The sequence below is a fragment of the Pseudomonas kairouanensis genome, assembly GCF_004682055.1.
GTDB classification, from domain to species: domain Bacteria; phylum Pseudomonadota; class Gammaproteobacteria; order Pseudomonadales; family Pseudomonadaceae; genus Aquipseudomonas; species Aquipseudomonas kairouanensis.
Genome location: NZ_QUZU01000055.1, coordinates 1 through 14,428, shown reverse-complemented (window position 1 = coordinate 14,428; position 14,428 = coordinate 1). Strand labels below are relative to the sequence as shown.

Annotated in this window: 16 protein-coding genes; 5 read left to right on the top strand and 11 right to left on the bottom strand. The window is 59.6% G+C overall.

All coding sequences use genetic code 11. The features are described from left to right. Window positions 1-134: 134 nt before the first annotated feature. Window positions 135-1,334, top strand: a complete 1,200-nt coding sequence (locus DYL59_RS27915; protein ID WP_135292041.1) for a CaiB/BaiF CoA transferase family protein — start codon at window positions 135-137, stop codon at window positions 1,332-1,334. After that, window positions 1,334-2,218, top strand: coding sequence for a TIGR02285 family protein (locus DYL59_RS27910; protein WP_135292040.1), 885 nt, complete (start codon window positions 1,334-1,336; stop codon window positions 2,216-2,218). The genes DYL59_RS27915 and DYL59_RS27910 overlap by 1 nt, the downstream gene beginning before the upstream one ends. Window positions 2,219-2,392: 174 nt before the next feature. Here DYL59_RS27910 and DYL59_RS27905 read toward each other — a convergent pair whose 3' ends face one another. Further along, window positions 2,393-2,677, bottom strand: coding sequence for a DUF3509 domain-containing protein (locus DYL59_RS27905; protein WP_135292039.1), 285 nt, complete (start codon window positions 2,675-2,677; stop codon window positions 2,393-2,395). A 314-nt stretch (window positions 2,678-2,991) separates the two neighbouring features. Here DYL59_RS27905 and DYL59_RS27900 point away from each other — a divergent pair, with 314 nt between their 5' ends. After that, window positions 2,992-3,192 carry a hypothetical protein gene (locus tag DYL59_RS27900; protein ID WP_135292038.1) on the top strand — a complete coding sequence of 67 codons (201 nt, stop codon included), beginning with the start codon at window positions 2,992-2,994 and terminating at the stop codon, window positions 3,190-3,192. An 83-nt stretch (window positions 3,193-3,275) separates the two neighbouring features. Here DYL59_RS27900 and thrC read toward each other — a convergent pair whose 3' ends face one another. The 10 genes from thrC to ffh form a co-directional block, all read right to left on the bottom strand. Further along, window positions 3,276-4,685: a threonine synthase gene (gene thrC / locus DYL59_RS27895; protein WP_135292037.1), complete on the bottom strand. Its 1,410-nt coding sequence runs from the start codon at window positions 4,683-4,685 to the stop codon at window positions 3,276-3,278. 67 nt (window positions 4,686-4,752) lie between these two features. Further along, the gene (locus DYL59_RS27890; protein ID WP_025854832.1) at window positions 4,753-6,057 is read right to left on the bottom strand and encodes a homoserine dehydrogenase; all 1,305 of its coding nucleotides are present in this window, start codon (window positions 6,055-6,057) and stop codon (window positions 4,753-4,755) included. A 129-nt stretch (window positions 6,058-6,186) separates the two neighbouring features. Then, the gene (locus DYL59_RS27885) at window positions 6,187-6,918 is read right to left on the bottom strand and encodes a thioredoxin fold domain-containing protein (RefSeq protein ID WP_135292036.1); all 732 of its coding nucleotides are present in this window, start codon (window positions 6,916-6,918) and stop codon (window positions 6,187-6,189) included. Window positions 6,919-7,060: 142 nt separating this feature from the next. Continuing rightward, window positions 7,061-7,957, bottom strand: coding sequence for a site-specific tyrosine recombinase XerD (gene xerD, locus DYL59_RS27880; RefSeq protein WP_135292035.1), 897 nt, complete (start codon window positions 7,955-7,957; stop codon window positions 7,061-7,063). An 81-nt stretch (window positions 7,958-8,038) separates the two neighbouring features. Further along, window positions 8,039-8,452 carry an acyl-CoA thioesterase gene (locus DYL59_RS27875; protein ID WP_135292034.1) on the bottom strand — a complete coding sequence of 138 codons (414 nt, stop codon included), beginning with the start codon at window positions 8,450-8,452 and terminating at the stop codon, window positions 8,039-8,041. Between the two features lie 82 nt (window positions 8,453-8,534). Continuing rightward, on the bottom strand, window positions 8,535-8,885 hold the full coding sequence (rplS, locus tag DYL59_RS27870) for a 50S ribosomal protein L19 (protein WP_003175895.1): 351 nt from the start codon (window positions 8,883-8,885) through the stop codon (window positions 8,535-8,537). Between the two features lie 45 nt (window positions 8,886-8,930). Beyond that, window positions 8,931-9,704 carry a tRNA (guanosine(37)-N1)-methyltransferase TrmD gene (gene trmD, locus DYL59_RS27865; RefSeq protein WP_193557589.1) on the bottom strand — a complete coding sequence of 258 codons (774 nt, stop codon included), beginning with the start codon at window positions 9,702-9,704 and terminating at the stop codon, window positions 8,931-8,933. Continuing rightward, the gene (gene rimM, locus DYL59_RS27860; RefSeq protein ID WP_135292032.1) at window positions 9,686-10,222 is read right to left on the bottom strand and encodes a ribosome maturation factor RimM; all 537 of its coding nucleotides are present in this window, start codon (window positions 10,220-10,222) and stop codon (window positions 9,686-9,688) included. Before rimM ends, trmD begins: the two co-directional genes overlap by 19 nt. A 5-nt stretch (window positions 10,223-10,227) precedes the next feature. Beyond that, window positions 10,228-10,479 carry a 30S ribosomal protein S16 gene (gene rpsP, locus DYL59_RS27855; RefSeq protein ID WP_025854836.1) on the bottom strand — a complete coding sequence of 84 codons (252 nt, stop codon included), beginning with the start codon at window positions 10,477-10,479 and terminating at the stop codon, window positions 10,228-10,230. 250 nt (window positions 10,480-10,729) lie between these two features. After that, complete coding sequence (gene ffh / locus DYL59_RS27850) at window positions 10,730-12,106, bottom strand: signal recognition particle protein (RefSeq protein ID WP_017736777.1); 1,377 nt, start codon at window positions 12,104-12,106, stop codon at window positions 10,730-10,732. Between the two features lie 234 nt (window positions 12,107-12,340). Between ffh and DYL59_RS27845 the strand changes: the two genes are divergently transcribed. Next, window positions 12,341-13,153, top strand: coding sequence for a cytochrome C assembly family protein (locus DYL59_RS27845; protein WP_135292031.1), 813 nt, complete (start codon window positions 12,341-12,343; stop codon window positions 13,151-13,153). Between the two features lie 12 nt (window positions 13,154-13,165). After that, window positions 13,166-14,404 (top strand): transporter associated domain-containing protein, encoded by a 1,239-nt coding sequence (locus tag DYL59_RS27840; RefSeq protein WP_135292030.1) that lies wholly within the window; start codon window positions 13,166-13,168, stop codon window positions 14,402-14,404. Window positions 14,405-14,428: the final 24 nt, after the last annotated feature.

Genomic DNA, 14,428 nt, shown 5'->3' with positions numbered 1-14,428 from the left:
GGACTTCTAGAGACAGGGAAAGGCGGCCAGTCTAACCGATGGCGAGGCCATTCAACGAATCATGATCCTTATCCATGACCGCCCGCCTATGTTAAAAGGCTTAACGCCACCGCCCCGCGCAGACAAGGATCCTCATGTCGTTTAATGCCAAACCCCTCGCCGGCCTGAAAGTCATCGAACTCGGCACCCTGATCGCCGGCCCGTTCGCCTCACGGATCTGCGCCGAATTCGGTGCCGAGGTGATCAAGGTCGAATCCCCAGACGGCGGCGACCCGCTGCGCAAATGGCGCAAGCTCTATGAGGGCACCTCGCTGTGGTGGTTCGTGCAGGCACGCAATAAACAGTCGCTGACGCTGAACCTCAAGCACCCGGATGGCCTGGCGATCCTCAAACAGTTGCTGGCAGACGCCGACATCCTGATCGAAAACTTCCGCCCCGGCGTGCTGGAAAAACTTGGCCTGAGCTGGGAAACCCTGCACGCGCTCAACCCCAAGCTGGTGATGGTGCGCCTCTCGGGCTTTGGCCAGACCGGGCCGATGAAGGATCAGCCGGGGTTTGGCGCGGTGGGCGAGTCCATGGGCGGCTTGCGCTATATCACCGGCTTCGAGGATCGCCCACCGGTACGCACGGGAATTTCCATCGGCGACTCTATTGCAGCCTTGTGGGCGGTAATCGGCGCGCTGATGGCGCTGCGTCACCGCGAGGTCAACGGCGGCCTCGGCCAGGTGGTGGACGTCGCGCTCTACGAAGCCATCTTCGCCATGATGGAAAGCATGATCCCGGAGTTCGACGTGTTCGGGTTTATACGCGAGCGCACCGGCAACATTATGCCCGGCATCACGCCCTCCTCGATTCACACCAGCCTTGACGGCAAGCATGTGCAGATTGGCGCCAACGGTGATGCAATCTTCAAGCGCTTCATGGCAGCCATCGGCCGTGAAGACCTGGCCAACGATCCGCAGCTTGCCAGCAATGACGGGCGCGATAGCCGTCGTGACGAGCTGTATGGGGTGATTGACCGCTGGGTTAACTCGCTGCCGCTGGATCAAGTAGTCGACGCGTTGAACAAGGCCGAGGTGCCCGCCAGCCGCATCTACAGTGCCGAGGACATGCTGGGTGACCCGCAATTTCTGGCCAGGGAGATGTTCCTCAAGGCCAAGCTTCCCGGTGGCAAGGACTTCAAGATGCCGGGCATCGTGCCCAAGCTGTCCGAAACACCGGGCAGTTGCGAGTGGGTGGGCCCGCAGCTGGGTGAGCACAACAGCGTGGTGCTCAATGGCCTGGGTTATGACGCCGCCGCCATTGTCCGCTTGCGTGAGGAAGGCGCGATCTGATGACCCTCCGGTGCAAACGCTGGTTCATGCAGCTGTGCCTCACCGCCGGATTACTCGCCGGCGGGCCTACGACTGCGCACGCCGAGGACACGCTGATCTGGTTGCTGCGCGACCTGCCGCCGCTGACCATCTTCGAAGGGCCGCGCAAGGGCCAGGGCGCCCTGGACCAGTTGCTGCCGATACTGATCGAGCACCTGCCGGAATATCGGCATCAGGTGCTGCACGTCAACCGCGCGCGGGGCACACAGATGCTGCGCGAGCCTTCATTTACCTGTGATCCCTCACTGCTGTGGACCCGGGACCGCGCGAAGTACGTGGTGTTTTCCAGCCAGGCGTTTGTGGTCGCCAGCAACGGGGTGACGTTGCGCCGCAACCAGCAGGATGCCATGGCGCCCTATATCTCGGAAGGTCGATTCGACCTCCAGGCCTTTGTTGATGCCCATAAGGCACGCGTGGGCGCCATCGCCGAACGCAGCTACGGCCCCATCATCGATGAACAGCTCAAACAGGCCGACGCCCATAAACTGGCGCTTCACTACGGCAACGACGCCTTGGGTAGCCTGTTGCAGATGCAACGCCTGGGGCGGCTGGAGGCGGTATTGGGCTATTGGCCGGAGATTCGCTATCACGCGATGCAACAGGGCATCGCCGCAGACGACTTGAGCTTCTACCCCATCAAGGGCTCAGCCCCTTACCAGCGCACACACATTGGCTGCTCGGACACCGCCCAGGGGCGCCAGGCCATCGAACGTATCGACCAGGTACTGCGCGAAATTCCGCTGGAACAGGTACAGCAGTCCTACGCCTCGTGGCTGGACCCGGTGATGCGAGAACATTACTTGCAGGACAACCCGAGCTTTTTCCAGGACTCGCCGCAACCGTGACGAATCGCAGGCAAAAAGAAACCCCGAAGCGTGGGGAGACACTTCGGGGTTAAACGTGGCCTATCAATAAAGACCCGTACAGCAAGGCACAAACACCGGAGCACAATGTTTGCTCTTGCTGCTATGAAATCTGACCGGCCACGTTGTAGGAAGTTTCCATCTATAAACAATTCTTCATGCAGCGGCGGCGTTGCGGGTTTGGGCAGCGCTGCGCAGGGCCGCAATGACCGAAGGCTCCAGGCGACCTTCAGCGATTTTAATGTCGCGTAGCAGGCAGTCCACCACATCCACCAACACACGCTTATCCATCAATTGCGCCCGGTCGACTTCACGCTCGACCACAATAGCGCCAGCAGGATTCTTCACGGTCACCAGGCACTCGTCCTGCGCACCAGAGGCGGTCAGCGTAACCTGATAAGGGCTCAGTGCTTCTTCGAGCAATAGGCTGATACTTTCCATCTCGATCACCACTCAATAGTTCGGAAACAATCGGTTCAACGGGAGCTGCATCTATCCTAAGTGACTGTTCGTGACGTAGGAAAGTTCGCTTTATCGTCTTTATGGGGCCGTCAGGGAGTGACGGATTCCAGCATGCGCTTGCAACATGACAGGGAAAAAACGGCCGCACATGAATGCTTACGCAATGGGTGGTTGTTTTGGGGTTTGCCGGCGGCTGTGGCCGAAGGTGAATCCTATACTCGATGAGCGCTGGTGACGCTGCTATGCAGATAAAAGCGCATGTCAAAAGGCCCTTATTGCGAAGGATGAAGACGATGCTGGAACACGACAAAGAACAAGCTGCCCTGGAGAAGATTCACGCCGACATATCACGCATCTATGCTGAGCAACGCAAACTTACTGCGGAGACTCACAAGATCACTCGTGAGAATTTCTGGTATCCCATGGGGATCGTCGTGGCCATGTTCACTGCGATCGGCACCATAATGGCTATCGCACAAAAGCTGCTCTCGTAAACGCTAGCGAATACCGGGCCTGCCAAAAAAAACGCCGCTGACCCAAGGAAGGGAAAGCGGCGTTTTTGTCTACGCGGTTCGCCTTACAACGGCTTGCCCCGGTTGCCATGCTGGCTCACAAACGCCTGCACCGCCTTCAGGTCATTGGCCAACACCGTGCAACGTTCTTCACGCTCGAACAGGTCGGTCAAGTGCACCGGCAACTCCAGCGCTTTGCCAATGCCCGCCTTCACTACCGCTTCCGGGAATTTAACCGGGTGGGCGGTACCCAGGATCACCATCGGGATATCCAGGCTGCGACGGCATTCGCGCGCGGCCTTCACACCGATGGCGGTGTGTGGGTCCAGCAACTCGCCGGTCTGGGCGTAGACTTCGGCGATGGTTTCGCAGGTCTGCGCGTCGTCCACGGCCAAGGAGTCGAACAACTTGCGGGTTTCGGTCCAGCGCTCTTCATCCACGCTGAAACCGCCGCCGCTCTTGAAGGTGTCCATCAGGCCGGCAATCGCCGCGCCGTTGCGACCGTGCATGTCGAACAGCAGGCGTTCGAAGTTCGACGACACCATGATGTCCATGGACGGCGACAGCGTGGCGTGCAGGGTTTCCTTGACGTACTGGTTGCCGCTCATGAAGCGGTGCAGGATGTCATTGCGGTTGGTGGCGACGATCAACTGGTTGATCGGCAGGCCCATGTTGCGCGCCAGGTAACCGGCGAAGATGTCGCCGAAGTTACCGGTTGGCACCGAGAACGACACCGAACGTGCCGGGCCGCCCAACTGCAGGGACGCATGGAAGTAGTAGACGATCTGGGCCATGATCCGCGCCCAGTTGATCGAGTTCACCGCCACCAGGCGCGTGCCTTTCAGGAAGCTCTGGTCGGCGAAGCTGTTCTTGACCATTTCCTGGCAGTCATCGAAGTTGCCTTCGATGGCGATGTTGTGGATGTTCTCACCAAAAATGGTGGTCATCTGGCGACGCTGAACTTCCGACACGCGCTGGTGCGGGTGCAGGATGAAGATGTCGACGTTTTCGCAGTGCTTGCAGCCTTCGATGGCGGCCGAGCCGGTATCACCGGAGGTGGCGCCGATGATCACCACGCGCTCGCCGCGCTTTTGCAGCACGTAGTCGAGCAGGCGACCCAACAGTTGCAGGGCGAAATCCTTGAACGCCAGGGTTGGGCCATGGAACAGCTCCAACACCCATTCATTGCCGTTCAGTTGACGCAATGGGGCGATAGCACTGTGGGAAAAGACGCCGTAGGTCTCCTCCAGGATCTTCTTGAAATCCGCATCCGGAATGCTGCCGGTGACGAACGGGCGCATTACCCGGAACGCCAGTTCGTGGTACGGCAGGCCAGCCCACGAAGCGATTTCTTCCTGGCTGAAGCGTGGCAGGTTTTCCGGCACGTACAGGCCGCCGTCAGTGGCAAGGCCTGCCAGCAAAACGTCTTCGAAATTCAGGGCCGGTGCCTGGCCGCGGGTGCTGATGTAACGCATGACTGGCTCCTCTAAAACATTCTCGAACAGAGGCCGCCGTACACACGGGGCCTCTGGAACAAATCGGTTAGTTCAAGTGTTCGACGCGGATACGCACCACCGGGCCGACCACGCCTTGCAGGGCTTCCAGGGCGGCGATGGCGTCGTTGATGTGCTGTTCGAGCACGCGATGGGTCAGCAGGATCATCGGCACCTGGCCGTTTTGCTCCTCGACTTCCTTCTGCATGATCGACTCTATATTGATACCGCGCTCCGACAGAATGCTGGCAACCTGGGCCAACACGCCTGGGTGATCCTGGGCCTGGATGCGCAGGTAGTAGGCGCTTTCGCAGGCTTCGATCGGCAAAATCGGATGGGCCGACAGCGAGTCCGGCTGGAAGGCCAAGTGCGGCACGCGGTTTTCCGGGTCGCTGGTCATGGCGCGGACCACGTCTACCAGGTCGGCAATCACCGACGAAGCGGTCGGCTCCATGCCGGCACCGGCGCCGTAGAACAGGGTGGAACCTGCGGCGTCACCGTTGACCATCACGGCGTTCATCACACCATTGACGTTGGCGATCAGGCGGTCCGCCGGGATCAGCGTCGGGTGCACACGCAGCTCGATACCGGCCGGTGTGCTGCGCGCCACGCCCAGGTGCTTGATGCGGTAGCCCAGGGCTTCGGCGTAGTTCACATCGGCGGTGGTCAGCTTGGTGATGCCTTCGGTGTAGGCCTTGTCGAACTGCAGCGGAATACCAAAGGCGATGGACGCCAGAATGGTGAGCTTATGTGCGGCGTCGATACCTTCCACGTCGAAGGTTGGGTCGGCTTCGGCGTAACCCAGGGCCTGGGCTTCGGCCAGCACGTCTTCGAAGGTACGGCCCTTCTCGCGCATTTCGGTGAGGATGAAGTTGCCGGTGCCGTTGATGATACCGGCCACCCAGTTGATGCGGTTGGCAGACAGGCCCTCACGGATCGCCTTGATCACCGGGATACCACCGGCCACGGCGGCTTCGAATGCCACGATCACGCCCTTCTCGCGGGCCTTGGCGAAGATCTCGTTGCCGTGCACGGCGATCAGCGCCTTGTTGGCAGTGACCACATGCTTGCCGTTCTCGATGGCTTTGAGCACCAGCTCACGGGCCACGGTGTAGCCGCCCACCAGCTCGATGACAATATCGATCTCAGGGTTGGTGGCAACGGCGAAGACATCGTTGGTAATCGCAATACCGGTCGTTTGGAACTGAGGCTTTGGCGAACGCGTGGCAATCTGCGCCACTTCAATCCCACGGCCTGCGCGGCGGGAAATTTCTTCAGCATTACGCTGAAGTACGTTGAAGGTGCCGCCACCGACGGTCCCTAACCCACAGATGCCTACTTTGACCGGTTTCACTGAAGAACTCCCCATGAAACGGCCGACGCGAGGTCGGCCGTGAAAAACAGCCGCACAACTGCGGCTTGCAATTAACGACCCGTCGACGCGTCAACGGGCCTTGATCGTCGAAGGCTCGACGATGCTGGTTTATTTGGCACTGAGCGCCAGTTTGGCAACTTGTGGTGCCGGCTGGTAGCCCGGAATCACCTGGCCGTCAGCCAAAACGATGGCCGGTGTACCGTTGACACCAATTGACTGGCCGAGGGCGAATTGCTTGGACACCGGGTTGGCGCATTTGGCCGCGGTGATTTCCTTGCCATCGACCATCTTGTCCATGGCGGCTTTCTTGTCGGCCGAACACCACACGGCTTGCAGTTGCTCGTCACCCGGCGAACCCAGGCCCTGGCGCGGGAACGCGACGTAACGTACTTCCACACCCAGCTTGTTCAGCGCAGGCACTTCGGCGTGCAGCTTGTGGCAGTACGGGCAGGTGGTGTCGGTGAACACGGTGATATGGGTCTTGGTCTCGCCGATTGCCGGGTAAACCACGGTTTCTGCAACCGGAATACCGTTGATCAACTTGGACACGCCCAGGCGCTCGGCTTTCTCGGTGAGGTTGACCGGCTTGCCGTCTTTCAACTGAAACAGGTAACCCTGCACGATGTACTGGCCGTCGGCGCTGGCGTACAACACACGGCTGCCCTTGAGCTTGACTTCATACAGGCCGGCCATGGGGCTGGCGCTGATGCTTTCGATGGGCGTGTCGAGTTGCAGGTTGGCCAGGCTCTTGCGGATGGTCTGCTCGGCGGCGTCATCGGCGAAGACAAAGGTGGAAACCAACGCAATGGCTGCGGCGGCGAGAATCTGGGTCAAGCGCATGGGAACTCCTGAAGGCAGATGCAGGGACGGGAGCAGGAACACCGGCTTGGAAACACGGGTTTGGGCCATCCCCCTTACGAACCGGCAAAGCCTACCACAGTTGGGCCGCAGGGCAGCCCGCAGTGGCTTAAATTGGCGTTTTTCAACCGCGCGGGTGGTGCTTGGCATGCATATCCTGCAAGCGCGCGCGGGCAACGTGGGTGTAGATCTGGGTTGTGGATAAGTCGCTATGGCCGAGCAGCATTTGCACCACGCGCAAATCCGCGCCATGGTTGAGCAAATGGGTGGCAAACGCATGGCGCAAGGTGTGAGGAGACAGGCTCTTGCCGATGCCCGCGACCTTGGCCTGATGCTTGATACGGTGCCAAAAGGTCTGGCGCGTCATCTGCTCGCCGCGCTGGCTGGGAAACAGCACGTCGCTGGGGCGTCCGCCGAGCAGCTCACTGCGCCCGTCGCGCATGTAGCGCTCAACCCACACAATTGCCTCCTCCCCCATCGGCACCAGTCGCTCCTTACTGCCCTTGCCCATTACCCGCAAGACGCCTTGGCGCAGATTGACTTGCTCCAGGGTCAGGCTGATCAACTCGGTGACCCGCAGGCCGCACGCATACAGCACTTCAAGCATGGCGCGGTCGCGCTGGCCGATGGCTTCGCTCAGGTCGGGCGCAGCGAGCAAGGCCTCGACGTCGGCTTCTGACAGGGACTTGGGCAATGGCCTACCCAGTTGCGGCATATCGACTTGCAGGGTGGGGTCTAGGGCGATCAGCTTTTCCCGCAAGAGGTAGCGATAAAAGCCTCGAACACCGGAGAGGAACCGCGCGGTGGAACGGGGCTTGTAGTTTTGCTCCAGGCGCCAGGCCAGGTGGTCGAGGATCAACTCGCGACCGGCATTGACCAGTTCGAGGTTTTTTTCCTGCAGCCAGCCGTTGAACAAGACCAGATCGCTGCGATAGGCCTGGCGGGTATTGTCCGAGAGGCCTTTTTCCAGCCAGAGGGCGTCGAGGAAGCGGTCGATCAGGGGGTGGTCAATGGCGGGCATGGGGGCTCGGGCCTGGAAAAAGTGTGGTCAGTGACATCCTATCGCGGGCAAGCCCGCTCCCACAGGGGATTGCATTTCAAATCAGTCTACGAACCCAGGCAGCACTGGCACTGGTCGCTTATCCCCATCAATCGCCACAAAGCTGAACACACCCTGGATCGCCCTTTCACGGCCATCAGCACCCATGCTCTCGACGAACACTTCCACTTCAACCTTGAGGCTGGTGTTACCCACTTTGATCACACGGCCTATCAGCTCAACGATGGAACCAGCGGGAATAGCATGATTGAAGTCGATACGGTCGGTAGACACCGTCACCAACGGCAACCTGCAAAACCGCGTAGCCGTAATGAACGAGACTTCATCCATCCAGGCCAGCGCAGTGCCGCCAAACAGGGTGTTGTGGTGGTTGGTGGTCGGCGGGAACACCGCTTTGGTCACATGGGTAACGGACAGATCAGTGCGACGCTGGATTTCTTCGAGGCGAGTGGTCATTAACAAATACCGGCAAATAGACAAATTTCAGGCACAAAAAAGCAGCCCGTAGGCTGCTTTTTTCTGCATCGGGAAGCTGGACTTAAGCCAGTTTTTCCTTGATGCGAGCTGCTTTACCGGACAGGTCACGCAGGTAGTACAGCTTGGCTTTACGTACGTCACCGCGACGCTTGACGGCCATGCTGTCGATTTGCGGGCTGTAGGTCTGGAAAGTACGCTCTACGCCAACACCGTTGGAGATTTTACGAACAGTGAAAGCACTGTTCACACCACGGTTACGCTTGGCGATTACCACGCCTTCGAACGCTTGCAGACGCGAACGGTCGCCTTCCTTCACTTTCACCTGAACGACAATGGTGTCGCCCGGGGCAAAGGTAGGGATCTCTTTGGTCATCTGCTCTGCTTCGAGTGCAAGGATGATTTTGTTAGTCATGCTGTGCTCCTAAGGTAAGTCAATGGACCTACCATCGATACGTTGTTAACTATCGTCCCGCGCGAGGATGTATTCCTCGAGCAGCTTCTTCTCTTCTCCAGAAAGCGAGCGGCTTTCCAGAAGATCGGCGCGTCGTTCATAGGTCCGACCAAGGGACTGCTGTAAACGCCAACGCCGGATGTGTGCGTGATTGCCACTTAGCAATACGTCGGGAACACGCTGATCCGCATACACCTCCGGTCGGGTGTAGTGCGGGCAATCCAGCAAACCATCCGTGAAGGAATCTTCCTCCGCGGAGTCCGCATGCCCTAAAGCTCCAGGCAGCAGTCGTGTAACCGCATCTATCAGGACCATCGCCGGCAGCTCGCCGCCAGACAGGACATAGTCCCCAATCGACCACTCTTCATCGACATGAGCATCAATAAAACGCTCGTCAATGCCTTCATAGCGACCGGCAATCAGGATCAGTGCTTCCTCATTCGCCAGTTCGCGTACCGCAGCCTGTTTCAGCTGACGGCCTTGAGGGGACAGGTAAATCACCTTCGCCTTCTCCCCGGCGGCGGCCTTGGCCTGAGCCAACGCGTCTTCCAGGGGCTTGATCTTCATCACCATGCCCGGGCCACCGCCAAATGGGCGATCGTCCACAGTGTGATGTCGATCCGTCGTGTAGTCTCGCGGGTTCCAACAGGTAAGCTGCAACAGCCCCTGTTTCACCGCCCGACTGGTGATGCCGTACTCGCTGATGGCGGAGAACATCTCGGGAAACAAACTGATCACTTCAATGCGCAAATTAGCCACGCTTAGAAGTCCGCGTCCCATTCCACCTTCATCTCGCCTGCGACCAAGTCGACGGCCAACACACATTGCCCGGTATAGGGCAGCAAGCGTTCGCGATCATCCAGGCTGCCAGCGCAAGGCTTGACCACCATTACATCATTGGCGCCGGTTTCCAGAAGATGATCGATCTTCCCGAGCAATTGCCCCAGTTGATCAATGACCTTCAGACCTTCCAGCTGGTACCAGTAGTACTCGCCGTCGGTCAATTCAGGGAACAGGTTGCGCGGCACGCAGATCTCATAACCGGCCAGAAGACGAGCTTCTTCACGATCATCAAGACCCTTGAGCTTTGCGACCAGGAACTTATCGCTCCCGCGTCCACTGACCAGCTCGACCTGTTTCACACTACCCTCGCGCTTGAGCGTCCAGGTTTTGTACTGCAACAGGTTTTCTGTCGGATCAGTAAAGGAATACACCTTCACTTCGCCGCGAACGCCATGAACAGAGTAAATCTTGCCGATAACGATCAAATCATCAGCAACAGCTGGCGTCGCGTTCATATTGCTCAGGCTGCGGCCTTAGCCGAGTCCTTCAACAGCTGAGCAACACGCTCAGATGGTTGTGCACCAACGCTCAGCCAGTAGGCTACGCGCTCTTGGTTCACGGACAGACGAACTTCTTGACCACGAGCGATCGGGTTGAAGAAGCCAACTTGTTCCTTGTGAGAGCCGTCACGCGGGTTGCGGCTGTCAGTTACGGTCAAGTGGTAAAACGGGCGCTTTTTGGAGCCGCCAAGGGCAAGACGGATTGTTAGCATGTGAACATCGTTCCTGTAGTCGGTGCTGCAAATCTAAATGCACAGCGGGCATAGGTGCCCGAAAGGCCGCATATTCTAAGGAATATCCGGACTTTTGCAAATGTCTTTTTCTGGCGCCTATCAGCGTGCCATTCAGATCTGCTATAGAGCCGTCGATTAAAACGGCAGGTCAGCCCCCGCCAACGGCGGGTTTGCTGGAGATCCCACATCCCTGTGGGTCGGAGCGCAAGCATGCCTGCGCTCGAATTCTTTACATCTTGGGCATGCCGCCGCCGGGCAACATACCGCCCATGCCGCGCATCATCTTGGCCATACCGCCCTTGGCGGAGAATTTCTTCATCATCTTCTGCATCTGCTTGTGCTGCTTGATCAAGCGACCGATGTCCTGCACCTGGGTACCGGAGCCCATGGCGATCCGACGCTTGCGCGAACCGCTGATCAGCTCAGGGTCGCGGCGCTCGGCCGGGGTCATGGAGTTGATGATGGCTTCCATCTGCTTGAACTGCTTCTCTGCCGCGCCCTGGGCATTGCCCATCTGCGCCAGGTTCACACCGCCGATGTTCGGCAGCTTGTCCATCAGGCCGCCAAGGCCGCCCATGTTCTTCATTTGTTGCAGCTGGTCGCGGAAGTCTTCGAGGTCGAAGCCCTTGCCCTTCTTCAGCTTCTTGGCCAGTTTGTCGGCCTTGTCCTTGTCGAGGGTGGCTTCGGCCTGCTCGATCAGGCTGAGTACGTCGCCCATGCCGAGGATGCGGGAGGCGATACGCTCAGGGTGGAACGGTTCGAGCGCTTCGCTCTTCTCGCCCATACCGATGAACTTGATCGGCTTGCCGGTGATGGCACGTACCGACAGCGCAGCACCGCCTCGGGCGTCGCCGTCGACCTTGGTGAGGATCACGCCGGTCAGCGGCAGTGCATCGCCAAAGGCCTTGGCGGTGTTGGCCGCATCCTGGCCGGTCATGGCGTCAACCACGAACAGCGTCTCGACCGGGTTGATCGCGGCATGCAGCGCCTTGATCTCGCCCATCATCTCTTCGTCGATGTGCAGGCGACCGGCGGTATCGACGATGACCACGTCGATGAATTTCAGCTTCGCTTCTTTAATAGCAGCGTTCGCGATATCGACCGGCTTCTGGCTCAGGTCGGACGGGAAGAAGGTCACGCCCACTTCGCCCGCGAGCATCTCCAACTGCTTGATGGCCGCCGGACGGTACACGTCGGCCGACACCACCATCACCGACTTCTTCTTGCGCTCTTTGAGGAAGCGCGCCAGCTTGCCGGCGGTGGTGGTTTTACCCGCACCCTGCAGACCGGCCATCAATACGACGGCCGGTGGCACGGCACTCAGGTTCAGGTCTTCGTTGGCGGCGCCCATCAGGCTTTCGAGTTCGGCCTGGACGACCTTCACGAACGCCTGGCCCGGCGTCAGGCTGCGGGACACTTCGGTGCCCACTGCGCGCTCTTTGACCGAGTTGACGAAGTCCTTCACCACCGGCAACGCCACGTCGGCTTCCAGCAACGCCATGCGCACTTCGCGCAGGGTGTCTTTGATATTGTCCTCGGTCAGCTTGGCCTTGCCGGTTACGTGGCGCAGCGTCTGCGAGAGACGGTCAGTCAAGTTTTCAAACATGCGCGTTCCTTTCAGGCCCTACTCATCGAAATGCAGTGGTAGACCGAGGTAATGACGGCCCAGGCTGTGGTAAATCGCTATTAAAAACAGCGCTCGGCGAGCCTGCGGCGTGGGCAGGTCGCGGATTATAGCGAAGACTGTCGACATGCACACCCGCTGTCTGGCTTGAGAGTCTTTCGTGTTACGCGGGGGTATGCCAAACTCAGCGGCTTTCGGGCTTGCCTAACAGGATTTATGCTCCCTTTGTCACCCAGTTTGCTACCCAGCCTCGCCGCCGCCATTTTGTATGCCGCTGCGACTCTCTATCAGGGCACTCGTCTGGCCCAAGGCACCAAGGCGGACAAACGTCTGCTGGTCGGCCTTGGCGTCCTTGCCCTGCTGGCTCACGCTGCCAGCCTGTTTACCCACCTGATGACCCCCGTGGGCCTGGGCCTGGACTTTTTCAGCGCCGCCAGCCTGATCGCGGCCGCCGTTATCGCGCTGACCCTGATGGCCTGTTATCGGATCCCGGTCGAGAACCTGCTGGTGCTGCTATTCCCGCTGGGCATGCTGACGGTGCTGCTGGCGCAATTCGCCCCCACCGGTACGGTGCAGGTGATCGACGAGGAGCCAGGCATTCTCGCCCATATCCTGTTGTCGATCCTGGCCTATGGCATGTTCACCATCGCGGTCTTCCAGTCGCTGCTCCTGCTGCTGCAGGACCACCAGCTCAAGCACAAGCACCCCTCTGGCCTGATCAAGAACTTCCCGCCCCTGCAAACCATGGAGAGCCTGCTGTTCGGCTTCCTGTGGGCCGGCTGGACGCTGTTGTCGCTGTCGCTGATCTCCGGCTGGCTGTTCGTCGAAAACCTGTTCGCCCAGCACCTGGTGCACAAAACCCTGCTGGCCTGCCTGGCCTGGGTGGTATTCAGCGTATTGCTGTGGGGCCGCAACCGCCTTGGCTGGCGTGGCCACAAGGCGATCCGCTGGACCCTGGCCGGTTTCTGCCTGCTGATGCTGGCCTATTTCGGCAGCAAGCTGGTCCGCGAATACATCCTGCATATCTGACGGGCAGCAATCATGGATAACTTGCCCCTGGAACCGATGCTCGCCGTAATCGCCTTGCTGGTGTTGTGGGCCGGCCTGTTCACCGCCATCGAGGCCGCCCAGCAACACCTGCTGGCCCTGCGCCCCGGCACACGCCAGGGTGACAAGGCCGCCGCCCGCTTGAACTTCCCGCGCCACAGCCTGATCCTGTGCAACAGCCTGTGCCGCGCCGCCGTGGTGATCCTGTGCACGCTGCTGGCGATCTATGCCTGGGGCCAAAACGGGCCATGGCTGGGCTGGCTGATCGCCTGCGCACTCTTGCTGATTCTCGCCGACTACCTGCCCCGTGCCCTCGCCGTCCGCCACCCGCAGGCCGTGCTGGGCTTTGGCAACACGCTGCTGGGCGTACCGCTTAAAATCCTTTACCCCCTAGCCTGGCTGCTCAACGGTATCAGCCTGTTGCTGCTGCGCCCGTTCGCGCGCAAGGCCGGCGTGGTGAAGAAAAGCGACGAACCACTGCCCGATCACGATGAAGAGCCCGAGCCCGACAACGACGAAGGCCGCACACCGGGCATGCCCGGCATCCATGCCCTGGACAACATCACGGTCAACGACATCCTGGTGCCCCGCAGCGAAGTGGATGGCATCAACCTGGATGACCCGATCGAAGACATCATCGAGCAACTGCGCACGTCCCAGCGCACTCGCCTGCCGGTGTTCCACAGTGATATCAACCAGGTCGAAGCGGTGCTCAATACCCGGCAGATCCAGCACCTGCTGCCAGACGCCAGCCTGACCAAGCAAGCCCTGCTCGCCGCCTGCCACGAACCCTACTTCGTCCCGGAAAGCACACCCCTGCAACTGCAACTGCTGAACTTCCACAAGCAGCAGCGCCGCCTGGGCATGGTGGTGGACGAATACGGCGAAGTGCTGGGCATTGTTACCCTGGAAGACATCCTCGAAGAAATCGTCGGCGAATTCGAAAGCGAACAGAGTGGGAACAACCCCCACATCGAAGCCCAACCGGATGGCCGCTACATCGTCGACGGTGCCGCCTCGATCCGCGAGCTGAACAAAAGCCTGAACTGGCACCTGCCCAGCGATGGCCCCAAGACCCTCAATGGCTTGGTGACCGAAGCGCTGGAGACCATTCCAGATTGCGCGGTGTGCTTGAAGATTGGGCGCTACCGCCTGGAAATCCTTGAGACGGAGGATAACCGGGTAAGCAAGGTGTTGATCTGGCACACCAGCCGTATGCCGGTCGCTGCCTGACTATATGATGCAACGCGGTAAAAA

What these genes read in the sequence shown, in the direction of transcription:
- DYL59_RS27915 (WP_135292041.1), top strand. Translation starts at nt 135, where the DNA reads ATGTCGTTTAATGCCAAACCCCTCGCCGGCCTGAAAGTCATCGAACTC.
- DYL59_RS27910 (WP_135292040.1), top strand. Translation starts at nt 1,334, where the DNA reads ATGACCCTCCGGTGCAAACGCTGGTTCATGCAGCTGTGCCTCACCGCC.
- DYL59_RS27905 (WP_135292039.1), bottom strand. Translation starts at nt 2,677, where the DNA reads ATGGAAAGTATCAGCCTATTGCTCGAAGAAGCACTGAGCCCTTATCAG.
- DYL59_RS27900 (WP_135292038.1), top strand. Translation starts at nt 2,992, where the DNA reads ATGCTGGAACACGACAAAGAACAAGCTGCCCTGGAGAAGATTCACGCC.
- thrC (WP_135292037.1), bottom strand. Translation starts at nt 4,685, where the DNA reads ATGCGTTACATCAGCACCCGCGGCCAGGCACCGGCCCTGAATTTCGAA.
- DYL59_RS27885 (WP_135292036.1), bottom strand. Translation starts at nt 6,918, where the DNA reads ATGCGCTTGACCCAGATTCTCGCCGCCGCAGCCATTGCGTTGGTTTCC.
- xerD (WP_135292035.1), bottom strand. Translation starts at nt 7,957, where the DNA reads ATGCCCGCCATTGACCACCCCCTGATCGACCGCTTCCTCGACGCCCTC.
- DYL59_RS27875 (WP_135292034.1), bottom strand. Translation starts at nt 8,452, where the DNA reads ATGACCACTCGCCTCGAAGAAATCCAGCGTCGCACTGATCTGTCCGTT.
- rplS (WP_003175895.1), bottom strand. Translation starts at nt 8,885, where the DNA reads ATGACTAACAAAATCATCCTTGCACTCGAAGCAGAGCAGATGACCAAA.
- trmD (WP_193557589.1), bottom strand. Translation starts at nt 9,704, where the DNA reads ATGGGACGCGGACTTCTAAGCGTGGCTAATTTGCGCATTGAAGTGATC.
- rimM (WP_135292032.1), bottom strand. Translation starts at nt 10,222, where the DNA reads ATGAACGCGACGCCAGCTGTTGCTGATGATTTGATCGTTATCGGCAAG.
- rpsP (WP_025854836.1), bottom strand. Translation starts at nt 10,479, where the DNA reads ATGCTAACAATCCGTCTTGCCCTTGGCGGCTCCAAAAAGCGCCCGTTT.
- ffh (WP_017736777.1), bottom strand. Translation starts at nt 12,106, where the DNA reads ATGTTTGAAAACTTGACTGACCGTCTCTCGCAGACGCTGCGCCACGTA.
- DYL59_RS27845 (WP_135292031.1), top strand. Translation starts at nt 12,341, where the DNA reads ATGCTCCCTTTGTCACCCAGTTTGCTACCCAGCCTCGCCGCCGCCATT.
- DYL59_RS27840 (WP_135292030.1), top strand. Translation starts at nt 13,166, where the DNA reads ATGGATAACTTGCCCCTGGAACCGATGCTCGCCGTAATCGCCTTGCTG.